Below are 23,085 nucleotides of genomic sequence, written 5' to 3'. Positions count from 1 at the left end.
ATGCCCCAGGCTCCCATCGCGACGCCCTGCCAGAATATTTGCAAGATCGACCGCCAGCAGCGCTTTTGCCTGGGCTGCTTTCGCAGCCTGGGTGAGATTGCCGCCTGGGTGCGGCTCACGCCGATGGAGCGTGAGGCGGTGATGGCGGCGCTGCCGGCGCGGCGTCAGCGATACCACATCGTGGGCAGCCACATCACTATTTCAGGCACATAGGTACAAAGCATCAGCACGCCGACCAGCGGAATCATGAAGGGCCAGACGCCCTTCGCCGCATCCTCGAAGCTGATATTGCCCACCCGGGCCAGAATGAAGAGCACGATGCCCACCGGTGGTGTGAGCAGCCCGATGCACAGATTCAGCACCATGATCAGGCCGAAATGCACCGGGTCCACGCCAATCGTCTCCATGATCGGCAGCATGATGGGGGTGAGGATGAGGATGGCGGGCAGCGGCTCGATCGCCAGCCCCACCAGGAGGAGAAAAATATTGGCCAGCAGCAGGATGAGCCATTTCTGCTCGGTCAATGCCAACACCCAGCCCACCACCATTTCCGAGGCGCGAGTGGTGGTGAGCAGCCAGCCGAAGATTTCCGAACCGGCGACGATGATGAGGATGGTGGCGGTGATCTCCACGGTTTCGAAGGAGACCTTGGCGATGGCTTTCCAGCCCAGGGTGCGGAAGACGAAAAGCCCCAGCAGCAGCGCCCAGGCCACGGCGCAGATCGCGCCCTCGGTGGGGGTGAAGGCGCCGGCGCGCATGCCGCCGATGATGATGATGGGCGTTGCCAGCGGCAGGGCGCCGCGCAGGAAGGTGCGGAACATTTCCGAAAGCCGGAATTTCGCATCCGCGCCATAACCGCGCACCCGGGCATAGTAATACACCATGCTCATCAGGCAGGTGGCCAGCAGCAGGCCAGGCACGATGCCAGCGGCGAAAAGCTGGCCGATGGAGGCATTGGCCGAGACGCCATAAATCACCAGCGGCAGGGAGGGCGGCAGCAGCGGCCCCAGCATGGAGGAGGCAGCGGTGATGCCCACGGCGAATTTCGGGTCATAGCCATGCGCCTTCATGGCGCGGACCTCGATGGTGCCCAAGCCCGCCGCATCGCCCACCGCGGTGCCGGACATGCCAGCGAAGATGACCGAGCCGATGACGTTCACCTGCGCCAGGCCGCCGCGCATCCAGCCCACCGCGGCCACGGCGAAATCATAAATCCGCTCGGTGATGCCGGAGGTGTTCATCAATAGCCCGGCCATGATGAAGAAGGGCACGCAAAGCAGCGGGAAACTATCCACCCCCGAGGCCATGCGGTGGACGATGGCCAGCATGGGGATGGTGCCATCGATATAGGCAAAGACGATGCCGGAGCCGGCGAGGGCTATGGCCACCGGGAAGCCCATGGCGAGCAGGCCGAAAAAGCCGAAAAGCAGGATGGCGGCGGTCATGCGATGACATCCTGGGTGTTGGGTGCGTCGCCATGCCGCCAGCGGCGCCATATCCACAGCGCCTCGCGGATGCTCATGGCCAGGAAGCCCACGAAGATGGGCCAGTACACCCAGCCCAGGGTGGATTGGAAACTATCCATCGGCATCACGCCCATGCGGTCCGCCAGATCATAGCCGACCACGGTACAGAAGACCCAGAAGGCGAGCCGCCCGGCATCGAGGATGGCCCAGAGCACTCGGCGAGCCGGCATGGGCAGGGATTGTTCCAGCACTTCGACGCGGATGTGGGTGCCGCGCCGGACTGCGCCGGCGCTGCCGATGAAGGTGAGCACCATCAACAGGTAGCGGGCCACCTCCTCGGTCCAGGCCACACTGTCATTGAGCGCATAACGGGAGAAGAACTGGGTGAAGACGAGGCCGGCGGTGGTCCAGAGCAGGACCAGGCCCACCCAATCCTCCGGCCCGTAATCGCGCAGGCGGAATTTTCGCAGATCATCGGCATAGCCGGCCTCCTCCAGTTCGGCCACGCCTTCGAATGGTTTGTTCACGCTACTTCCCCGCCGCGTTTGTATGGGCAGGGTGAGGCCGGTGGGGGGCGGCTGTCAAAGCCCCCACTTGCCACCGGCCGGCAAGGCGCGCAGAAAACCCAGGTTACCTGGGTGAGCCCCTTTGTCGGGACTGAGAGACGGGACGCATCCCGCGAACCTTGGAACCTGATCCGGTTAAAACCGGCGTAGGGAGGGTGCATTAGGCCGTGCGCGTGCCCCTGTCCCACCTTGCGTCCGGTTTGCCATATGGAGGGAATGGGATGAAGCGTCGCGTTTTTCTGGCCGCTGCGGCCGCCACACCAGCCATTGCGCAGACCGCGCGGGCCAGAACCCTGCGCTTCATGCCGCAGGCGGCACTTGCCGCGCTGGACCCGATTTTCAACCCCACCACCATTGTCACCACACATGGATTTTGCGTGTTTGACACGCTGTATGGCGCCGACCGGCAATTGCGGCCGCAACCGCAAATGGCCGAGGGGCATAGCGTTTCCGCCGATGGGCTGCGCTGGGAGATTCGCCTGCGCGAGGGTTTGCGCTGGCATGATGGCGAGGCGGTGCGGGCGGCGGATTGCGTGGCCAGTATTCGGCGCTGGGCGGCGCGTGATGGCTTTGGCGGCGTGCTGCTGCGCGCCACGGAGGAGCTTTTCGCCAGTGATGACCGCACCGTGGTCTTTCGGCTGAAGCGGCCCTTCCCGGCGCTGCTGGATGCGCTGGCCAAGCCTGCCGCCAGCCCGTGCTTCATGATGCCCGAGCGCATTGCCGCCCTGCCGGCTGACCGCCCGCTGGGGGCCGAGCACATGATCGGCTCCGGCCCCTGGCGGTTCATTACCGGTGAGTTCAACCAAGGTGCCCGCGCGCATTATGCCAAGAACGAGGCCTATATGCCGCGCGCCGAAGCGGCCGAGGCGGCGTCAGGCGGCAAGCGGGTGCATTTTGACCGGCTGGAGATGGTCTGGATTCCCGATGGCGGCACGGCGGCGGCGGCGCTGCGCACCGGCGAGATCGACTGGATCGAATACCCGCTGCCCGACCTGGTGCCCACGCTGGAGCGGGACCGCAACACCCGCACTCAGGTTTATGATCCCAACGGGTTTCTGGGGTTTTTGCGCTTCAACCATTTGCACGCGCCGTTCAATGATGTGCGGGTGCGCCGCGCCATCCGCGATGTGCTGGTGCAGAGCGACTTCATGCAGGCGGTGGCGCTGCCGGGTGACTGGCAGGAATGCCATGCGATGTTCCCCTGCGGCCTGCCGGCGACGCGCGAATTCACCCCTGCGACGCGCGGCGAGGCGGCGATGCAGCGCGCCCGCGATGCCCTGCGCGAGGCAGGCTATAATGGCGAGCCAATTGTGCATGTGAACCCCTCGGACTTCCCGGCCGTGACCCAGCAGGGCCGGGTGACGGCGGATGTGATGCGCCGCCTGGGGGTGAATATTCAATTGGTTGAGGCCGATTGGGCCACCACCATCGCGCGGCGCGCCAGCCGCAACCCGCCGGCCCAGGGTGGCTGGAGCCTGCACAACACCAATTTTCCGGCCCCGGGCATCGCCAACCCTGCCGTCTCGCCGATTATCCGCATGAATGGCCAAGCGGCTTGGTTCGGCTGGCCGGAGGATGCGGCGGTGGAGGCCGAGGCGGTGCGCTGGATTGAGGCGCCGGATGCCACCACGCAGGCCGATGCCATGGCGAAGCTGCAGGAACTGGCCTGGGATGCGGTGCCCTTTGCGCCGACCGGGTTGTTCCGGCTGCGCACTGCCTTCCGGGCGGATTTGTCCGGGGTGTTGCAGGGCCCGAACCCGTTTTTGTGGAATTTGCGGCGGGTTTAGCACCCGCCGCTCGGCGCCAGCGCCAGTTCCAGCATCTGTCCATTGACGATGAACTCGCCGAAATCCATCTTCATCTCATCGGCCACGCCATTGGCCCAATAGCGCAGCGAGACCTCATAGCCCGGGGTGGAAGCGCCACCCTGCTGGCCGGGCTCGAAGAAGGCGATGCGCATGCGGGCATGGCCGAAGGGGGCCAGCGCGGGGAAGCGGCTATTCTCGGCAGGCGCCTGCCAGCCGCCGGTGATGACCGTTGTCGTGTCCTGCGGGCCATCGGCCGTGGTGCCATCCAGCAGCGGTGCCAACAGCAGGCGCTGCCCGGCGCGGGCGGCGGCCAGGGCACGGATGGTGTGGATCATCGGGAAAAGCGTGCCGGGGGCCAGGCGCATTTCATTCGGCACCGGGTCGGTGAACACGACCCGGCCGCCGGCCTCGGTCTGCGTGGCCTCGCCGGAGACGCGGCTGGTCACCGCACCCTCGGTCACCTGGGTGAGCGAGAAGCGCAGGGTTTGGCCATCCTTGCTCTCCAGGGTGGAATAATCGCTGCTGGTCTCGACCGTATTGCCGTCCCTATCCGTCACCACCAGGGTGAAGCGCTGGCGGGTGGCCCAGGCCTCGCAGGCATCCTGCACCTCGAACAGCATGGCACCCTCGGCCCGCTGGATGCCCGCGGTGTCGCGCGAGCGATCCAGGGTGAGGCGATAGGCAGCGCGGTGGGCCACCATATCGGCTGCCCCCTCCACCGGGCCGGCGGCATTCGCAAAAACCGGCGCCAGGGCCAGCACGGCAGCAAGGAGGACGTATTTCATCGCCTGTATTTAGGCGGTTTTGGGTGGCGTTGCACCTGTCTTGGGCGGGGGCAGGTCCAATTTGATGGAAAGTTCCTTCAGGCGCAGGGCTTCGACCGGGGCCGGGGCCCCCATCATCAGATCCTCGGCCTGCTGGTTCATCGGGAAGAGGATGACCTCGCGGATATTGGGCTCATCGGCCAGCAGCATGACGATACGGTCGATACCCGGGGCCGAGCCACCATGCGGCGGCGCGCCGTAACGGAAGGCGTTGAGCATGCCGCCGAAGCGCGCCTCGACCACATCGGGGCCATAGCCGGCGATTTCGAAGGCGCGGAGCATGATTTCCGGGCGGTGGTTGCGGATGGCGCCGGAGCTGAGTTCGATGCCATTGCACACGATATCGTATTGATAGGCCTTGATGTCGAGCGGGTTCATGGTGTTCAGCGCCTCCAGCTCGCCCTGCGGCATGCTGAAGGGGTTGTGGCTGAAATCGATCAGGCCGGTTTCCTCGTTCAGTTCGTACATGGGGAAATCGGTGACCCAGCAGAAGCGATAGGCGTTTTCCTCATAGAGGCCGAGTTCCTGGCCGATGCGGTTGCGCGCCTTGCCGGCGAGTTTGGCGGCCTCCAGCTCCTTGCCGGCGGAGAAGAAGACGGCGTCGCCATCCTTCAGGCCGCAGGCGGCTTTGATGGCGGCTACGCGCTCGGGCTCCAGATTCTTGGCGATAGGGCCCACCGCCTCGCCATTGGCGAAGGAGATATAGCCCAGGCCGCCCGCGCCCTCGCTGCGCGCCCATTCATTCTGGCTGTCGAAGAAGGAGCGCGGGCGGGCGGCCGCACCGGGGGCGGGAATGGCGCGGACCACGCCGCCGCCGGCCGTCACCTTGGCAAAAAGGCCAAAGGCGCCGCCGGCAAATTGCGCCGTCACATCGGTGATGCGCAGCGGGTTGCGCAGATCGGGCTTGTCGGAGCCGAATTCCAGCATCGCGGTGTCATAGGGGATGCGCGGGAAGGGGGCGGGGGTCACCACCCGCTTCGCGCCGGTAAAGCCGTTGAACTCCTCGAAGACGCCGGCCAGCACCGGTTCGATGGCGGCGAAGACGTCTTCCTGGGTGACAAAGCTCATCTCGAAATCGAGCTGGTAGAATTCGCCCGGGCTGCGGTCGGCGCGGGAGGCCTCATCGCGGAAGCAGGGGGCGATTTGGAAGTAGCGGTCAAAGCCCGCCACCATCGCCAATTGCTTGAATTGCTGCGGGGCCTGCGGCAGGGCGTAGAATTTGCCGGGGTGGTTGCGGGCAGGCACCAGGAAGTCGCGCGCGCCTTCGGGCGAGGATGCGGTGAGGATGGGCGTCTGGAATTCTGTGAAACCCTGCTCGATCATCCGCCGGCGGATGGAGGCGATCACGCCGCTGCGCAGCAGCAGGTTGCGGTGCTGGCGCTCGCGCCGCAGGTCGAGGAAGCGGTAGCGCAGGCGGAGTTCCTCGGGGAATTCCTGCTCGCCGGCGACCTGGATGGGCAGCACTTCGGCCGCGCCCTGCACAATAAGCTCGCGCACCCGCATCTCGATGGCGCCGGTGGGCAGCCTTTCGTTCACCATGCCGCCCTCGCGCGCTACCACATCGCCGGTCAGCGTCACCACGCTTTCCGGGCGCAGCTTGTCGGCCGCTTCGAAGACCGGGGAATTGGGCGTCACCACGCATTGGGTGACGCCGTAATGGTCCCGCAGATCGATGAAGAGCAGACCGCCATGGTCGCGCTTGCGGTGCACCCATCCGGAAAGGCGGGCGGTTTGGCCCGCGTGCTCGGCGCGGAGCGCGCCGCAGGTATGGGTGCGGTAGGCGTGCATGGGTAACCCTGGTCTGATTTTAGGACCCCCTACAGGGGCCAGAGAGATTTCTCTGTCAAGCGCGGGGCGCTCAGCCCTCGGCTTCCTGCAGCCAGCGCGCCACCAGCCCGGCCAGCACCGCGCCCAGTATTGGCGCCACCCAGAACACCCAAAGCTGCGGCAAAGCCCAAGCCCCCTCGGCGAATAAGGCCGGCCCCAGGCTGCGCGCCGGATTGACCGAGGTGTTGCTGACCGGAATGGAAATCAGGTGGATCAGGGTCAGCCCCAGGCCGATGGGGATGGGCGCAAAGCCTGCCGGCGCCGCGGTGGAGGTGGCGCCCAGGATGATGGTGAGAAAAAAGAAGGTCATCGCGATTTCGGTGATGATGACCGCGTTCATCGAGAAGCCGCCCGGCGAATGCGCGCCAAAGCCATTGGCGGCAAACCCGCCCACGCCGGCGAAACCCGCAGCCCCGGAGGCGATGGTGAAGAGCAGGAAGGCCCCCGCGCAGGCGCCGGCACATTGCGCGATGATGTAGCCTGGTGCCTCCTCAAAGGGGAATTTTCCCGCCGCGACCAGGCCGCAGGTCACCGCCGGGTTGAGGTGGCAGCCACTGACATGGCCAATGGCATAGGCCATGGTCAGCACCGTCAGGCCAAAGGCGAAGGAGACGCCCACCAGACCAATGCTCACCTCTGGAAACTTTGCCGCCAGCACGGCGCTGCCGCAGCCGCCGAGCACGAGCCAGAGCGTGCCGATGAATTCAGCTGCCAGTTTTTTCGTCATTGCCTTGTCTCCCTAGCCTTTCCTGTTGTGGCTCAGTCGCTGTAAAGTCGAATATTCCGTCTTGCGCCCTCGGCCCCATGCTCTAGTTGCGGGGCATGCAGCGCCCCGAACCCCTCGCATTCCCGCCCACCCGCCTGGTCACCACCAGCATGGAACTCGCCGAGCTTTGCGCCCGCCTCGCCACGGAAGGTTTCGTGACGGTGGACACGGAGTTCATGCGCGAGCGGACCTATTGGCCGGAGCTCTGCGTGGTGCAGTTGGGCGGAAGCGAGGATGTGGCCGTGGTTGATGCGCAAGCCGAAGGCCTTGACCTTTCGCCTCTTGGGCATCTTTTGGCCAATCCCAATGTCGTGAAGGTGTTCCACGCCGCGCGGCAGGATGTGGAAATCTTTCTGCTCAAATACGGCGCCGTGCCCACGCCGATGTTCGACACCCAAATCGCTGCCATGGTGGCCGGCTATGGTGATCAGGCCAGTTATGATAGCCTCGCCCGCGGCCTCGCCGGTGCTGCAATCGACAAGGCGCATCGGTTTTCCGACTGGTCGGCCCGGCCGCTCTCGGAGGCGCAGGTGGATTACGCCGCCGCCGATGTCACCCATTTGCGGGTGATTTATCAGAAGCTGGTCGAGCAATTGTCACGCGAGGGGCGGCTCGATTGGGTGGCGGCGGAAATGGCCGCGCTGCAAGACCCGGCCGGCTATATCCAGGCGCCGGAGACGGCATGGGAAAAGCTGCGCCCACGCACCGGAAACCGGCGTTTTCTCAGCATTTTGCGCGCTGTGGCGGCCTGGCGCGAACGCGAGGCGCAGCGCATCAATATTCCCCGCCAACGGCTGGTGAAGGACGAGACGCTGCTGGAGATTGCCGCCACCACGCCTTCCAACGCCGCCGAGCTGGCCCGCGCGCGGGGCATTTCGGAGGGTTTTGCCAAGGGCAAATCTGGCCTGTCGCTGGTGGCGGCCATTGCCGAGGCGCGGGCGCTGCCCGATACCGCCCTGCCGGAGATGCGCGAGAACCGGCCCGGCCCCGTCGCCTCGCCCGCGCTGGTGGCGCTGCTGAAGGTGCTGCTGGCGGCCAAGAGCGAGGCGCATAACGTCGCCCCCCGCCTGCTGGCCAATAGCGATGATCTTGACCGTCTGGCCACCGAGGCCGCGCCGGATGTGCCGGCACTGAAGGGCTGGCGGCGCGAGGTTTTTGGCGAGGCCGCGCTGGCGCTCAAGGCGGGGCGGCTGGCGCTGGGGGTGGATGGCCGGCGGGTCAAGCTCCTCGAAACGTGATCCCCCAGGCGCTGCTTTAATCTGGCATTAGTTTCCCTGCCCTAGATTTCTGGGGCACGATATGGGGGCGCTCATGCAGTCGGCGATACATAGCATCGGCCATTTGGGCGCGATGGAGCGTTACGTCGCTTTTGCCTTTGCTGCAGCCGAGATGCTGGTGGAGACAGATTGTCATGGCCATATCATCGTCGCCACCGGGGCCTTCCGCGCACGGCTGAACCTGCCGCCTGAGGCGGTGTTGGGCATGCCGGTGTCTGATCTCATCGCGCTGAAGGACCGCGGCGCCTTCCACACCGCCCTGGCCATGCTGCCAGTGCGCGGCCGGCTGGAGCCCTCGGCCATTGCGCTGAGTGATGACAATGCCACGCCCTTTGTCGTCTCGGGCCTGTATCTCGACATGCCAGGCCATCCCAGGCGGCTATGCCTGAGCTTCGCGCCACCTCCGGTGCCCATCGCGCCCGGCGCCACGCCGTGCGGCCCCGCTGCCATGCTGCGCGATGTGGAGGGCCGGATTCGCCGCGCCGCGGCGGATAGGCGGGCCCTACCACCCGACCGGCTGGGGTTGATCGAGATCAGCGGCGCCACGCCCGATACCCTGCTGCCGCATATCAACCGGGTGCTGGAGCGCGATGGCGGCGCTTTGGCGACGGAGGTGGCGCCCGGCCGCTTCAGCGTGATGCCAGGTGAAGGCGCCAAGCTGCCCGACCTGTCAGGCCTGGGCGATGCGCTGGACGCCATGATGCCCAGCCAGGGCCTGCGCAATGCCCTGCGGATTGATACCCTGCCGCTATCCATGGGGGGGCTTTCGCCCGTCCAATCGGCCCGGGCGATACGCTACTGCCTGTCGGTCTTCGCCTCCGGCGGCAGCAAGGCGGTGTATGAGGAGGGGTTTGGTGCAGGCTTGGCCGGCTTTGTGGAGGACGTGGCGATGCGCAGCCAGACCCTTCGCCGCGCGCTGGAGGGGCGTAATTTCAGCCTGGAATTCCAGCCCATCTGCGCGCTGGGCGATGGCAGGCTGCACCATTACGAGGCGCTGCTGCGGCCCCAAAAGGGCATTCTGGGCCCCAATGGCGGGCCGGCGGAATTCGTCAATCTGGCGGAAATGGTCGGCCTGACCGAGGAATTGGACCTCGCCGTGCTGGAACAGGCCATGCAGGCCACTCCGCAGCTCAATGCCGGAGAGCATATCGCGGTTAACATCTCTGGCCTGTCGATGCAGAGCCCGGCCTTTCGCAGCCGCCTCCGCGCCGCGTTGGATTCCTCCCCCAGGGCCGCTGCCCGCCTCATGGTCGAGTTGACGGAAAGTGCTGAGATTGAGCACGAGGCCGCCGCGCGGGACACGATGCAGGAGTTGCGCGGGCGCGGGGTGCCGATATGCCTCGATGATTTCGGCGCCGGTGCTGCGGCGTTCCGCTATCTCAAGAGCTTCCCGATCGACTATGTGAAGGTCGATGGCAGCTTTGTTGCCGCGGCCATGCAGCAGGAGCGGGACCGCAGCTTCATCGCCGCCATGGTCGATCTCTCACTCGCGGTCGGTGCCAAGGTCATCGCCGAATGTATCGAAACCGCCGAGCATGCCAGCCTGATGAAACGCCTGGGCGCGGATTATGGCCAGGGCTGGCATCTCGGCCGGCCCGGGGCGATTCGCCCGCCCCGACCGGTGCTCGCATGTCGCCCCCAGGGCGTTAAGGAGGAATGGGCCTGAAGGCGCCACGCGCCTCCAAGTTAGCCGGCTGATTCTTCAATGAAAATCTGCACCGCCTGGAACAAGGCGCCGCGATTGCGCTCCATCCACATGCCATGCGTGCCCTCGCCCAGCAGCACCAGCCGCTTGCCCGTGCTCGCTGTGAGCAGCGGGAAGAGCGTATTGGCCATATAGGGGGGCGTATCCTGGTCCCATTCGCCCAGCACCAGCAGGGTGGGGGCGGTGATCTTCGCAGGGTCATAGAAGGGCCGGCCGGCGGCCCAGTATTCGCGGCCATCGGCCACGCTGCCATTGGGCGCGCGCAGGGCTGCGGGGTTGCGGCGCATGCCCTCAGGGTCGGTCGCCCAGGTCACCCCGGCCCAATGCTCGAACCAGCCGGGCGGTACCAGAGTGGCGCGTGCCGCCTCGGGCACGCCGGCGCCGCGGCGGGCGCGCGCCGCCTCCTGCGTCACGAAACGATAGGCCCCCAGCGCCCCGCCTGGATCGGCCAGCGAGGCACCCTGGCGCAGCCAGACCGGTGCGTAGAGCACCAGGCGTTCCACCAAGGTCGGGTTATCGGCGGCGAAGCGGCCCATCAGCGCAGTGCCCCAGGAATAACCCAGATGGGTCAATTTCGGCAGCGCGCGGCGCTCGCGGATGAAGGCGGCGGCGCGGGCAATATCGGCCACCGCCTGCTCGCCGCGCACCAGGGGCGGGTTGGCCTCGGCCGGCTGCGACATTTCCGGCGGGCGGGTGCTGCGGCCATAGCCGCGCAGGTCCAGGCACCAGACATCAAAGCCCCGGCCGGCGATGTAATCCATCCAGGACAGCCCGCCCAAGGGCAGGTCGAAGGCGGTTGAGGCCGGGTAGGTGGCGCCATGCACCATCAGCAGGGTGCGGCCAGGGGTGAAGCTGGCCAAGCTTTCCGGCCGCTTATTGCGCAGAAACACCTCTTGGCCATCGCCCACCGGCACCATGAATTCCTCGGTGACGATTCGCGGCGCCTGGGCCTGGGCGCCGCGGGTGAGGAATACCGGGGTGGCCAAGCTGGGGGCGGCCAGGATTGCGCGTCGGTTCATGCCAGAAATCTCCCTCGGTAAGCCCATACTAGCGCAATCTTCTCACCGCGCCCACGGGATGGATTTGGACATTTCCGCGTCGGCTCCCTAGAATGTGCACAATGCACACGCCCCCTTTCCGGGCCGCTGCGCCCTTACTCAGCTCCTCGGCCCTCGATGGCCGCGGCACCGCCATTCTGCGCGAGTTGGTCGAGCTCTATGTCCATACCGGCGAGCCGGTGGGCAGCCGCACCTTGTCGCGCCGCTTGCCGATGGGGCTTTCGCCCGCCTCCATCCGCAATGTGATGAGCGATTTGGAGGAGGCGGGGCTGATTTATGCGCCGCATACCTCCGCGGGCCGGCTGCCCACCGATCGGGGCTTGCGGCTTTTCGTCGATGGTTTGCTGGAATTCGGCGATCTGGGCGAGGCGGAGCGGGAGGCGATTTCCGCCCGCTGCGCCGCGCATGGCCGCTCGCTGCAAGACACGCTGGCCGAGGCGGGGCAGATGCTCAGTGGCCTCGCCGGTGCCGCCGGGCTGGTGGTGGCGCCGAAATCCGAGGCGGTGGTCAAGCATGTGGAATTCGTCCCCCTCGGCCCGGGCCGCGCGCTGGTGGTGCTGGTGGGCGCCGATGGCCAGGTAGAGAACCGCGTCATCGAGGTGCCGGCGGGGTTGCCGCCGAATTCGCTGGTGCAGGCCAGCAATTATCTCAATGCCCGCCTCGCCGGCCGCACGCTGGAGGAACTGCGCGAGGATGTCGGCACCGAAGTCGCCGCCAATCGCACCGCGCTGGATGCGCTGACCAATCAGGTGGTCGAGGCGGGGCTGGGCACGCTGGCCGGCGGCAGTGCGGCCTCGGGCGGCAGCCTGATCCTACGCGGCCAGGCCCGGCTGCTGGAAAACCTGGACCATATGGCCCGGGTGCATGAAATTCAGGCGCTGTTCGAGCGGCTGGAGGCGCAGGAGACCACGCTGCGCCTGCTGGAAATGGCGCAGCAGGGTGAGGGGGTGAAGATTTTCATCGGCGCTGAGAATGGCGTCTTCAGCTCGGCTGGGCTGTCTATGGTGGTGGCGCCGTTCAAGAATGCGCAGCAGAAGATCGTGGGCGCGATTGGCGTGATCGGCCCGACCAGGATCAATTATGGCCGGGTGATCCCCGTGGTGGATTACACGGCGCGGGTGCTGGGGCGGCTGCTCGGCTGATTTTGCTGGCGTATGGCCCCGGCTCCAGGCCAGCATGGCCCTCAAATGGAGGGAACCAAAATGTCCATCAGCCGCCGCACCGCGCTGGCCTTGCCCATGGCTGCCCCGGCACTGGCCCCTGCACTGGCCCAGGCGCCATGGCCGGCGCAGACCGTGCGCTACATCAACCCCTACCCGCCCGGCGGGCCGACGGACACGCTCTCCCGCCGGCTGTGCCAAAAGCTGACGGAGCTTTCCGGGCAGCAATTCATCGTCGAGAACCGCTCCGGCGCGGGCGGCAATGTGGGGGTGGATGTGGTGGCGAAGTCGCGGCCCGATGGCTATACGCTGGGCCTGGGCGGCATTGCCAGCCATGGCGTGGCGCCGAGCATGTATGCCTCGCTGCCCTTCGATGTGGCGCGGGATTTTTCTTATATCTCAGGCATGTGGCAACTGCCCAATCTGCTGGCTGTCAATCTGGACCTGCCGGTACAGAATGTGGCCGAGCTGATTGCCCTGGCCCGGGCGCGGCCGGGGGAGCTGACCTTTGGCTCGGCCGGCCCCGGCACCTCGCTGCATCTGGCGGGTGAGATGTTCAACCTGATGGCCGGGGTGCGGATGGTGCATGTGCCCTATCGCGGCAGCGCCCCGGCGCAGCTCGATTTGCTGGCGGGGCGGGTGAGCATGATGTTCGATAATATCCCGGGCACGCTCACCCTCAGCCGGCAGGGGCGGGTGCGGCCGCTGGGTGTCACCTCGGCCGGGCGCAGCCCCGCCGCACCCGATATCCCGGCGATTTCGGAAACCCTGCCCGGCTTTGATGTGGTGAGCTGGACCTGCCTGATCGGCCCGGCCGGTATTCCCACCCCTGTCATCACCCGCCTGTCTGGCCTAATGCGCGAGGCGCTTGCCGCGCCGGATCTGCAGGCCAGCTATCTGGAATTGGGCGCCTCGGCCTGGTTCACCACGCCGGAGGAGACGGCGAATTATCAGGCGCGCAGCCAGGCGGCGCTGGCGCCGGTGGTCAGGGCAGCGGGGCTGCGGGCGGATTAGCCGCAAGCTCCTCCGGCGTGGCTGCCAGCCCGCGCGCCCGCAGCCAGGCGGAAACCCCGGGCGCTGCGGTCAGCACGCAAAACGGCACGGCCAGCACAAGCCCGGCCAGCCAGGGCAGCGCCCAGGGCCAGGCGGCGAGCGGCAGCAGGGCTAGCGCCAGCACACCGAACAGCGTATGCGGACAGAACAGCCTTGCCGCATCCCACCACCCCACGCCGCGCTCGGCGCGGTTCTGCACCGCCCAGCCGGGCTTTTGGCGGAAGGGCAGCAAAGCCAGCACCAAAGCGGTGTTGCAGGCGCTGATGGAATCCAGCAGCAGCGTGAAGGGCAGCGTCAGCGCTGCACCGCGCAGCACCTTCGCCCGCCCGCCATATTCGGCGGCCAGGGCAGGTTTGAGCAGCAATTCGGCAAAGCCCAGCCATTTCGGCGCTTGCAGCGCGGCCCAGACGGCCAGCATGGCCAGGGCCAGCCGGGACGCGTCGGCCCCCCCGCCCCCGGTGGCGGCATCGGCCAGCGCGAAGACCAGCACCAGCGCCCATAGCGGCGCCACGGCGAAGAGCATAATCGCCTGGGCGAATTGCCAGCGCCCCATCCAGGTCAGGCCCGGCAGGCGGAAGAGGCGAAAATACTGCATGCTGCCCGCCCCCCAGCGCGCCTCGCGGCCGATGAATTCCGGCAAAGCGGGCGGGGTGGCGGTCAGGCTGCCGGCCTCGATGGGGAGCATGGCCACCTTCCAGCCCGCGGCATGCAGCCGCGCGGCCTCCACCTGGTCATGGCTGAGGATGGGGCTGCCATTGGGCAGCGCCTCCAGCCGCGCATGCGCCCGGAAAGGGGCGATGCGAATGATGGCGTTGTGGCCCCAATACGGCCCCTCATCGCCCTGCCACCAGGCCTGGCCGGTGGCCCAGAGCCGCATGCCGGCGCGCATGCCGAACTGGTAAAGCCGCGGGAAAGCCGCACCCGCCGGGCGCCCGACGATCAATTGCTGCAGGATGGCCAGCCGGGGCTCGGCCGCCATGCAGGCCACCAGGCGCAGCACCGCCTCGGCCGTCATTTCGCTATCGGCATCCAGGCAGAGCATGAATTCGGCGCCCGCGGCGTGATGGTCGCAGAAATCCATCACATTGCCGGCCTTGAAGCCGGTGTTTTCGGCGCGGCGGCGATAGCGGGTGGCGGGGTAGCGGGCGGTGAAGCCGGCAATGGCGGCGGCTTCGGCCTGGGCGGCCGGGCCTTCGGGCGTATCGCTGAGGAACCAGGGGGTGAAATGGCTCGCCACACCCGCTGCCGCCAAGCCATCCAGCAGGCGGGCCAGGGGCGGCAGCACCGCCGCCATATCCTCGCTGCGGATGCAAATGATGATGGCGGTATGGCCGGCAGGCATGGCGGGCCTGACCTCGCGCAGCGCTGGCAGCACGCAGGCGGCCGGGTTGCGGCTGGCCATCAGCACGGCAAAGCCCAGCAGCGCATTGCTGGCCGAGAGCGCTGCCCAGGGCACGGTGCCGGCGTAGGCCAGAAGGGCCAGCGCCTCGAACAGGGTAAAGCCGCCCGGCGCCATGGCGCGGGCCAGCAGCCAGACCAGCGCCTCGGCCAGACCGCCGAAGAGCATGAAGAACATCGCCCGCCGCATCACACCGCAGCCCTTCTCAAAGACGCTCGACCCTGGGTGCTGAATAAACCTTCCTTCATCCCACGCCCACCGCCTGTTCAATGGCGGCTGCTCTGCCTTGCCGGCCATCCCCGCACCGGAACCGCCAAGCTGCGCCGGGCGCGGCGGGTGGCGATGGCCCAGGCGCAGTAGCCCTGGGGCATCGCGTGACATTTGCCGCTGGGCACGCCATGAGGCGCAATTATGATCCTCGCCCAGCAATAAGGATTGCCGATGTCCGGCCCCCATACCGCCCTTCCGCCTGACATGGACCCCGCTTCCGTCGATGCCGTCACGGCGAAGAAGATCACCGCCCTGATCGAGAGCGAGGAGGGGGCCAGCAACAATTTCTCCGGCCTGCTGGGCTATGTGGCGGTGGGTATCGCGCTGGCGATGTCGCTGTTTCATCTCTGGGCCGCCTGGAGCATCGTGCCCACCACCACGCTGCGTTTCGCCCATGTGGGCTTCACCATGGTGCTGGGATTTTTGCTGTTTCCGGCGATGGCGCGGTTCCGCCACCGCTTCATGCCCTGGGATTGGGCGCTGGTGGCGGCCGCCATTTACGTCACCTGGTACCTGATCTCGGGCGGCGATGATCTGCAGGACCGCATCATCTTCCCCGACCCCATGGATATCGTGGTGGGCTGGCTGCTGATCGCGCTGGTGCTGGAGGCGACGCGCCGCGCCACCGGCTGGATCATGCCGGTGGTGGCCATTGCCTTCATTCTCTATGCGTTTTTCGGCAATTACCTGCCCGCGCCCTGGACCCATCGCGGCTATGATGCGGAGCGGCTGATTCCGCATCTTTCGGTAGCGCTGGAGGGGATTTTTGGCACTGCGGTGGATGTTTCCGCCACGCTGATCATTCTTTTTACGATTTACGGCGCCATTCTCAGCAATTCGGGGGCCGGAAAATATTTCGTCGATTTCAGCTTCTCGGCGACGGGCGGCAAGCCGGCCAGTGCCGGGCGCACGGTGGTCTTGTCGGCGTTTCTGCTGGGCGGGCCGAGCGGCTCTGGTGTCGCAACCACCGTCACCATCGGCACCGTCGCCTGGCCGATGATGCGCCAGGTTGGCTATAAGGGTGATGATGCCGGCGGGCTGCTGGCGGCGGGTGGGCTGGGTGCCATCATCTCGCCGCCCATCATGGGCGCGGCGGCGTTTCTCATCGCCGAGTATCTCAAGATTTCCTATCTGTCCGTGCTGCTGATGGCCGCGGTGCCGACCTGCCTCTACTATGCCGGCCTGCTCTTCATGGTGGAGTTGGACCAGCGCCGCATCCGCGGCCGGGCCGATTACCGCGAGCCGCCGCCGATGGTGGTGGAGCCGGTGGGGGCGATGTTCCGGCGCGGGTGGTATCATTTCACCAGCCTCATCGCGATCATCTTCTTTATGGGGCTGGGCTATTCCGCGACGCTGGCGGTGCTCTACGCCATGGGCCTCGCGGTGGCGCTCTCCTTCCTGTCGAAGGAGCATGCGCTCTGGCCGCGCAAGCTGATCAAGACCTTGGCCGATGGCGCCAACCAATCCGTCGGCATTGCCGCCACCTGCGCCTGTGCGGGCATTATCGTGGGTGTGATCACGCTGACCGGGCTGGGGCTGAAATTCTCCGATATCGCCATCCAGGCGGCGGGCGGCTCGCTGGTGATCACGGCGATCTATACGGCGCTGATCGTCTGGGTAGTGGGCCTGGCTGTGCCGGTCACCGCCAGCTACATCATTTGCGCCGTGGTGGCCGCACCCGCGCTGATGAAGCTGGGCGTGCCGGATTACGCCGCGCATATGTTCGTCTTTTACTATGCGGTGCTGAGCGAGGTTTCGCCGCCCACCGCGCTCAGCCCCTTCGCCGCTGCCGCCATCACCGGTGCCGGGCCCTACCGCACCACGCTGATGGCCTGGAAATACACCCTGCCGGCCTTTGTGCTGCCCTTTGTCTTTGTCACCGACCCTGAGGGCGTGGGCCTGCTGTTGAACCTGACGCCGACGATGAACTGGGGCGATGTGGCCTGGCAGATTTTTCTTGCCACCGGCGGGCTGGCGGCCCTGGCCGCGGCCGCGCAGGGTTTTGCCCGCCATGCGCTCTCAGCGCTGGAGCGCGGCGTGCTGACGGTGGTGGGGCTGATGCTGCTCTTTCCCGCGCTGTTCGAGGCGCTGTTTGCCCTGCCGCATCCGCATTGGGTGGGGCTGGCGCTGGGGGTGGCGTGTCTGGGCTGGCAGTTCCGGCCGGCGACGCGTGCGGTTGCATGAGGCGTCGGGGTATCTGGTGGTAAAGCGCGCCGGGGCGTATCTAGTAACCATGCGCAGTCTGATCGCCGTCGCCGTGCTGCTTTCCGTATTCGCTCCCGGCCTGGGCCAGGCCCAGAGCGCGGCCCAGAGCCCGGCGCCGGCCGGCCCGCGCCCGCTCGGCACCTTCCAGTCCTGGACGGCGGCGACCCACCATGATGGCGGCAAGAGGATCTGCTACGCCTTCACCCGCGCCTCACGCAACGAGGGCGTGCCCGGCCGCAATGCGCAAGACATTCTGCTGCTGGTGACGCATCGGCCCGCTGGGCGCGATCAGGTGGCGGTTCGCAGCGGCTATAATTTTGGCCGCGGGGCTGAGCTGAGGTTGGTGATCGGCCCGGCCGATTTGTCGGCCTATACCAACCAGGACAATGCCTTCCTGCGCGATGGCCGCGCCGCCGTCACCGCCATGCGCAATGGCCGGGAGGCCCAGGCCCGCGCGCCCGGCCCCAATGGCCGCAGCACGGCGCAGGATATTTTCCCGCTGGCCGGTTTTTCTGCCGCGTATGAGGCTATATCGCGCGAATGCCCACCGACAGCACCGCCGCGCCGATAACCCCACACAAGGCCTTCCCCCAGGCCATCCGCCATATGGCGCCCGAAGCGCTGCTCAATGCCGAGGAGCGGGAGCGCATCCGCGCCAAATCCGCGCTCTTCGACCCACCGGCCGCCAGGCTCGCCGATGGCCGGCGGGAGCTGGTGGGCATGCGGCGGGAGGAAATTGCCGCCGAGATGCTAGCGATTGGCGAAAAACCCTTTCGCGCCAAGCAGCTATGGCACTGGATTTATCACCAGGGCGTGACTGATTTCGCCGCCATGAACACCATTGCCAAGCCCTTGCAGGCCAAGCTGTCGGAGCAATTCGTCATCGGCCGCCCCGGTGTAACCACCGAGCAAACCAGCAGCGACGGCACCCGCAAATGGCTGTTCAATTTCCGCGACCAGCAGCAGGTGGAGACAGTTTATATCCCCGATCATGATCGGGGCGCGCTGTGCATCTCCACCCAGGTGGGCTGCACGCTGAGCTGCACTTTTTGTCACACCGGCACGCAGAAGCTGGTGCGCAATCTCTCGGTGGCCGAGATTGTGGGCCAGTTTATGGCGGCGCGGGATTCCCATGGCGAATGGCCGACACCCAAGGGCGAGGAGGGCCGGCGCCTGTCCAACATCGTGGTGATGGGCATGGGCGAGCCGCTGTATAATTACGAAAACATCGCCGCCGCGCTGACCATCATCATGGATCACGAGGGCATCGCCCTGTCGCGCCGGCGCATCACCCTCTCCACCTCGGGCGTGGTGCCGATGATGGATTTATGCGGCCAGGAGCTGGGGGTGAACCTCGCCGTCTCGCTGCATGCCACCAATGATGCGCTGCGCAATGAGATTGTGCCGCTCAACCGCAAATACCCCATTACCGAGCTGCTGGCGGCCTGCCGGCGCTACCCTGGCGCCTCCAATGCCCGGCGCATCACCTTTGAATACGTCATGCTGCGCGGCGTGAATGACAGCATCGCCGAGGCGCATGAGCTGGTTCGCCTGCTGGCCGATATTCCGGCCAAGGTGAACCTCATTCCCTTCAACCCTTGGCCTGGCAGCCCCTATAAAACCTCCACGCCCGAGGCGGTGCGGGCCTTTGCCGAGGTGCTCAATGATGCCGGCTATTCCAGCCCGATCCGCCGGCCGCGCGGGCGGGATATTCTGGCGGCCTGTGGGCAGCTGAAGACCGCGACCGAACGCGCCAAGCGCGCGTGACCACCGCCGCGCCCCAGGTTTCCATCGCGCTCATCGCTATGGCCGGCTTCGCCTCCGGTGCTGGCATGCGCATCATGGACCCGCTGCTGCCGCTGATCGGCCAGGATTTTGGCGTGCCCACCGCCTCGGTCTCCATCTTGATTGCCGCCTTTATGATCACCTATGGCGGCGGGCAGATCGGCACCGGGCCGGCGGGGGACCGCTTTGGCAAGCTGCGGGTAGCAGCCATTGCGCTGGTGTTGTTTGGCATTTTCACCATCGGCGCGGAGTTTTCCGGCAGCCTGACGCAATTGGCGCTGCTGCGGGCGGCGGGTGGGCTGGTCTCGGGCGCGGTGATTCCCCTGCTCATGGCGCATATTGGCGACAGCGTGCCCTATCACGAGCGCCAGGCCGTGCTGGGGCAATTCCTCATCGGCAATGTGATGTCGCAAATGCTGGCCAGCCCAATTTCCGGTGTGTTGGGCGAATATTTCGGCTGGCGCGCCTCCTTCCTCGTCTTTGGCTGCTTTACCGCGGCTATTGGGTTGCTGCTGGCGGCCAAGCTGGGCTCGGCGATGTGGCGGACAGCGCCGCAGGGCGCGCGGGGCTCGGGGTTCCGGCTTTATGCAAAAATGTTTCGGCAACCCAGCGTGCGGCTGCTGATGGTGGCGGCGTTTTTGGATGGTGCATTGCTGTTTGGTGGGGCGTTTCCCTTTATCGCGGCCTTTCTGATTGAGGATTTTCACCTCTCGCCGGGCCTGGCTGGGCTGATCGTCGCCAGCTTCGGCCTGGGTGCGTTTATCTATACCCGTATTGCCCGCGGCCTGGTGGGGCGGCTGGGGGAGAAGGGGCTGCTGCTCTGGGGCGGCATGGGGCTGGGGGCGGGGCTGCTGCTGGTGGCCTGGGCGCCGAATTGGCAGGTGATTGCCGCATCGCAGATCATTTCCGGCTTCCTGTTCTACAGTTTCCACGGCGTGTTGCAGGCGCGCGCGACCGAGGCTCTGCCGGAAGCCCGGGCCACCGCCGTCTCGGCCTTTGCCATGTGCCTATTCGCCGGGCAGACCACGGGGGCGCTGGTTTTCGCCTCGATCATGGCGACGGCAGGCTACCGGGCGGCCTTTGCCCTGGCCGGGTTTGCCATGTTCGCCGTGGCCATCTGGTGCCGCCTGCGTATGGCAATTCGGTAACAACGCGTGGGGCCGGTCAGGGGGGCGGTGTTCATGTCACCCCGGCAATCCTATCTCCCATAGAATGACCAAACCCGACCTCACCGCCGAACGCTCCCATTGGCAGACGCTCAAGAGCCTCGCCCCCTATCTGTGGCCGGCGGGCGAGCCCGAGCTGCGGGCGCGGGTGGTGATCTCGCTGCTGCTGCTGGTGGTGGCCAAGGGCTGCAATGTGCTGGTGCCGCTGGCCTATGCCCGGGCGGTGGACATGCTGGCACCTACCGCCGGCGCTGGGGCGCTGCTGGTCATCCCCGTCGCGCTGGTCATCGCCTATGGCATCATGCGGGCGCTGAGCAGCGTCTTTGCCGAGCTGCGCGACGCCGTCTTCACCAAGGTGCAGGCCCGCGCCACCCGGCAGATTGCGCTGCAGGTCTTCCAGCATTTGCACGCGCTCAGCCTGCGCTACCACCTCGATAGGCAGACCGGCGGGCTGACGCGCCTCATCGAGCGTGGCGTGCGCGGCATCACCTTCGTGCTTGATTTCATGCTGTTCAACATCATCCCCACCCTGCTGGAGATTATCCTGGTGGCGATCATCCTGTGGGGGATGTTCGATTTTTCCTTTGCGGCGGTGACGCTGGTCACCATCGCCATCTATGTCACCTTCACCCTGATGTTCACCAATTGGCGCCTGCAATTCCGCCGCCGGATGAACGAGACCGATCAGCAGGCCAATACCAAGGCGATCGACAGCCTGCTGAATTTCGAGACGGTGAAATACTTCAACAACGAAAAGCATGAGGCGAAGCGCTACGACCATTCCCTGGCGCGCTACGAAACCGCCTGGACGCAATCCGAAGTGTCGCTCAACGGCCTCAATGCCGGCCAGCAGGTGCTGATCGCCTGTGGCTTGACCGTGATCATGGTGCTGGCCGCGCAGGGTGTGGTGTCGGGCCGGATGTCGGTGGGCGATTTCGTGCTGGTGAATACCTATATGATCCAGCTCTTCATCCCATTGAATTTCCTGGGCTTTGTCTATCGCGAAATGAAGCAGGGCCTCACCGATATGGAGGCCATGTTCCGGCTGCTGCGTGAGGAGCGCGAGATTGCCGATGCCCCCGGCGCCCCCGCCCTACCGCCTGGCCCCGGCGCGCTGCGCTTTAATGATGTGCGCTTCGCCTATCGGCCGGACCGGCAGATTCTCAAAGGCATCTCCTTCGAGGTGCCGGCGGGCAAGATGATGGCCATTGTCGGGCCCACCGGGGCGGGCAAATCCACCATCTCCCGCCTGCTATTCCGCTTTTATGACGTGACCGGCGGGAAGATCAGCGTTGATGGCCATGACATCACCCAGGTCACCCAGGATAGCCTGCGCCAGGCCGTGGGCGTGGTGCCGCAGGATACGGTGCTGTTCAACGACACCATCCGCTACAACATCGCCTATGGCCGGCCTGACGCCACCGAGGAGGAGATCGTGGAGGCCGCGAAGCTCGCCCAGGTGCATGATTTCGTGCTGCGCATGCCCGATGGCTACAACACCATGGTGGGTGAGCGCGGCCTGAAGCTCTCAGGCGGCGAGAAGCAGCGTGTGGCCATTGCCCGCACCATCCTCAAGAACCCACGCATCCTGATCCTCGATGAGGCGACCAGCGCGCTGGATACCCGGACCGAACAGGAAATCCAGCAGGCGCTGCGCCTCGTCGCCGCCAATCGCACCACGCTGGTCATCGCCCATCGGCTTTCCACCGTGGTCGAGGCGGATGAGATTCTGGTGTTGCAGGAGGGCATGGTGACCGAGCGCGGCACCCATGGCGCGCTCATCGCCCAGGGCGGGCTCTATGCCCAGCTCTGGCAGCGGCAGAGCGAGGCCATGGCCGCCGCTGAGGTGGCCGCCGCGGCGGAGGCCGCCGCCGGGCTGGACCGCAGCCAAAGTGCCAGGGCGCTGGCAGAAAAAGCGACCTGAACGAGACGTAATTTTCGGGCGCTTTTCGTTACGCCGCCAGCATCCCATCTGCGGTCGCAAGCCAGGGATAACACGTTTCATGCAAGCCACCCTTGAGGGCGACGCGCCCGAAGACCTCAGCCATGCCGGCTCCATCGTCGACAAGGCCATCGAATACATGATGGATCAGAAGATCAGCCCGATCTCCGCCGCCTCGGCCATGCTGGGCGGCTGCCTGGGGCTGCTCGCCCGCAGCATGGATGACCGTGCGGTGGCCAATGTGCTGCGCCAGGCGCTGCATTCAGTGGAAAGCGGCGAGCTGCGCGACCTGCCGAGCCTGCCGAAGCAGGGCTGACCCCCAAGCCCCGCCCCTTGACCCTGGGCCGGGGCTGCGCCATACGCCGCCTTCGTTTTGAAACTCGCCCGTGGCATGTGCCATGGGCAATTGTGTTTGGGATTTTCGATATGGCTCGCCGCTGCATGATCACGGGCAAGGGTGTGCTGTCTGGCAACAATGTCAGCCACGCGAACAACAAGACGCGCCGCCGCTACCTGCCCAACCTGCAGGAGCAGTCCTTCTTCTCCGATGTGCTCGGCGCCTCGATCCAGATCCGGTTGTCGACCAATGGCATCCGCACCATCGAGCATAATGGTGGCCTGGACGCGTTCCTGATCGGCACGCCCGATCGCCGCCTGCCGGAAGAGGCGCAGTCGCTCAAGCGCCGCATCCTGCGCGCCCAGGCGAAGAAGGCCGCTGCCGCGGCCTGATCCGTCGGGCCCCGTGCCCGGCGAATAGCCCATGAAAAAGGCGCCGGGGCGAAAGCCCGCGGCGCCTTTTTATTGTGGC

The 23,085-nt window shown here is 66.2% G+C and carries 20 protein-coding genes and 1 riboswitch; of the genes, 13 read left to right on the top strand and 7 right to left on the bottom strand.

Translation table 11 applies throughout. The features are described 5' to 3' along the window. Positions 1-213 (top strand): DUF1289 domain-containing protein, encoded by a 213-nt coding sequence (locus ABWP84_RS00410; RefSeq protein ID WP_353210005.1) that lies wholly within the window; start codon positions 1-3, stop codon positions 211-213. On the opposite strand, the gene ABWP84_RS00405 is transcribed toward ABWP84_RS00410, so the two are convergent. Together ABWP84_RS00405 and ABWP84_RS00400 are read right to left on the bottom strand one after the other, a co-directional pair. Beyond that, the gene (locus ABWP84_RS00405; protein ID WP_353210004.1) at positions 165-1,445 is read right to left on the bottom strand and encodes a TRAP transporter large permease; all 1,281 of its coding nucleotides are present in this window, start codon (positions 1,443-1,445) and stop codon (positions 165-167) included. The genes ABWP84_RS00410 and ABWP84_RS00405 overlap by 49 nt on opposite strands. Then, positions 1,442-1,993, bottom strand: coding sequence for a TRAP transporter small permease (locus ABWP84_RS00400; RefSeq protein ID WP_353210003.1), 552 nt, complete (start codon positions 1,991-1,993; stop codon positions 1,442-1,444). The genes ABWP84_RS00405 and ABWP84_RS00400 overlap by 4 nt, the downstream gene beginning before the upstream one ends. A 99-nt stretch (positions 1,994-2,092) precedes the next feature. Beyond that, positions 2,093-2,202: riboswitch (TPP riboswitch) on the top strand. Positions 2,203-2,253: 51 nt separating this feature from the next. On the opposite strand from ABWP84_RS00400, the gene ABWP84_RS00395 reads away from it, so the two are divergent. Further along, positions 2,254-3,819, top strand: a complete 1,566-nt coding sequence (locus ABWP84_RS00395) for an ABC transporter substrate-binding protein (protein WP_353210002.1) — start codon at positions 2,254-2,256, stop codon at positions 3,817-3,819. Here ABWP84_RS00395 and ABWP84_RS00390 read toward each other — a convergent pair. The 3 genes from ABWP84_RS00390 to aqpZ all read right to left on the bottom strand — a co-directional run bounded on the left by ABWP84_RS00390 (position 3,816) and on the right by aqpZ (position 7,218). Further along, a complete protein-coding gene (locus ABWP84_RS00390) occupies positions 3,816-4,625 on the bottom strand; it encodes an EipB family protein (RefSeq protein ID WP_353210001.1) in 810 nt (269 codons plus the stop codon). The genes ABWP84_RS00395 and ABWP84_RS00390 overlap by 4 nt on opposite strands. 9 nt (positions 4,626-4,634) lie before the next feature. Then, entirely contained in the window at positions 4,635-6,452 is a 1,818-nt protein-coding gene (gene aspS, locus ABWP84_RS00385; RefSeq protein WP_353210000.1) for an aspartate--tRNA ligase, read from the bottom strand. A 70-nt stretch (positions 6,453-6,522) separates the two neighbouring features. Continuing rightward, positions 6,523-7,218, bottom strand: a complete 696-nt coding sequence (aqpZ, locus tag ABWP84_RS00380) for an aquaporin Z (protein WP_353209999.1) — start codon at positions 7,216-7,218, stop codon at positions 6,523-6,525. A gap of 95 nt (positions 7,219-7,313) precedes the next feature. Here aqpZ and rnd point away from each other — a divergent pair, with 95 nt between their 5' ends. Next, positions 7,314-8,495: a ribonuclease D gene (rnd, locus tag ABWP84_RS00375; protein WP_353209998.1), complete on the top strand. Its 1,182-nt coding sequence runs from the start codon at positions 7,314-7,316 to the stop codon at positions 8,493-8,495. Positions 8,496-8,568: 73 nt separating this feature from the next. Continuing rightward, a complete protein-coding gene (locus tag ABWP84_RS00370) occupies positions 8,569-10,200 on the top strand; it encodes an EAL domain-containing protein (RefSeq protein ID WP_353209997.1) in 1,632 nt (543 codons plus the stop codon). Positions 10,201-10,220: 20 nt separating this feature from the next. Here the strand turns inward: ABWP84_RS00370 and ABWP84_RS00365 are convergent, their stop codons facing one another. Then, entirely contained in the window at positions 10,221-11,258 is a 1,038-nt protein-coding gene (locus ABWP84_RS00365; protein WP_353209996.1) for an alpha/beta fold hydrolase, read from the bottom strand. Between the two features lie 101 nt (positions 11,259-11,359). On the opposite strand from ABWP84_RS00365, the gene hrcA reads away from it, so the two are divergent. Both hrcA and ABWP84_RS00355 read left to right on the top strand, forming a co-directional pair. Beyond that, on the top strand, positions 11,360-12,439 hold the full coding sequence (hrcA, locus tag ABWP84_RS00360) for a heat-inducible transcriptional repressor HrcA (protein ID WP_353209995.1): 1,080 nt from the start codon (positions 11,360-11,362) through the stop codon (positions 12,437-12,439). Positions 12,440-12,499: 60 nt separating this feature from the next. After that, entirely contained in the window at positions 12,500-13,471 is a 972-nt protein-coding gene (locus tag ABWP84_RS00355; RefSeq protein WP_353209994.1) for a tripartite tricarboxylate transporter substrate binding protein, read from the top strand. Here ABWP84_RS00355 and mdoH read toward each other — a convergent pair. Further along, positions 13,443-15,290, bottom strand: a complete 1,848-nt coding sequence (gene mdoH, locus ABWP84_RS00350; protein ID WP_353209993.1) for a glucans biosynthesis glucosyltransferase MdoH — start codon at positions 15,288-15,290, stop codon at positions 13,443-13,445. The two genes, ABWP84_RS00355 and mdoH, sit on opposite strands and share 29 nt — an antisense overlap. A 60-nt stretch (positions 15,291-15,350) precedes the next feature. Between mdoH and ABWP84_RS00345 the strand changes: the two genes are divergently transcribed. The 7 genes from ABWP84_RS00345 (at position 15,351) to rpmB (ending at position 23,006) form a co-directional block, all read left to right on the top strand. Further along, a complete protein-coding gene (locus ABWP84_RS00345) occupies positions 15,351-17,363 on the top strand; it encodes a TRAP transporter fused permease subunit (protein ID WP_353209992.1) in 2,013 nt (670 codons plus the stop codon). A gap of 49 nt (positions 17,364-17,412) precedes the next feature. Then, a complete protein-coding gene (locus tag ABWP84_RS00340; protein WP_353209991.1) occupies positions 17,413-17,955 on the top strand; it encodes a hypothetical protein in 543 nt (180 codons plus the stop codon). Between the two features lie 35 nt (positions 17,956-17,990). Further along, complete coding sequence (gene rlmN, locus ABWP84_RS00335; RefSeq protein WP_353210119.1) at positions 17,991-19,151, top strand: 23S rRNA (adenine(2503)-C(2))-methyltransferase RlmN; 1,161 nt, start codon at positions 17,991-17,993, stop codon at positions 19,149-19,151. Beyond that, the gene (locus ABWP84_RS00330; protein ID WP_353209990.1) at positions 19,148-20,317 is read left to right on the top strand and encodes an MFS transporter; all 1,170 of its coding nucleotides are present in this window, start codon (positions 19,148-19,150) and stop codon (positions 20,315-20,317) included. The genes rlmN and ABWP84_RS00330 overlap by 4 nt, the downstream gene beginning before the upstream one ends. Before the next feature lie 64 nt (positions 20,318-20,381). Then, entirely contained in the window at positions 20,382-22,259 is a 1,878-nt protein-coding gene (locus tag ABWP84_RS00325) for an ABC transporter ATP-binding protein/permease (protein ID WP_353209989.1), read from the top strand. A 79-nt stretch (positions 22,260-22,338) separates the two neighbouring features. After that, on the top strand, positions 22,339-22,593 hold the full coding sequence (locus ABWP84_RS00320) for a hypothetical protein (protein WP_353209988.1): 255 nt from the start codon (positions 22,339-22,341) through the stop codon (positions 22,591-22,593). A 110-nt stretch (positions 22,594-22,703) separates the two neighbouring features. Beyond that, positions 22,704-23,006 (top strand): 50S ribosomal protein L28, encoded by a 303-nt coding sequence (rpmB, locus tag ABWP84_RS00315; RefSeq protein WP_353210118.1) that lies wholly within the window; start codon positions 22,704-22,706, stop codon positions 23,004-23,006. Positions 23,007-23,085: the final 79 nt, after the last annotated feature.

Source organism: Rhodovarius sp., assembly GCF_040399605.1.
Taxonomy (GTDB): Bacteria; Pseudomonadota; Alphaproteobacteria; order Acetobacterales; family Acetobacteraceae; genus Rhodovarius; species Rhodovarius crocodyli_A.
Note: the sequence above shows the minus strand (reverse complement) of the source record. Positions and strands in the feature narration are given on the sequence as shown.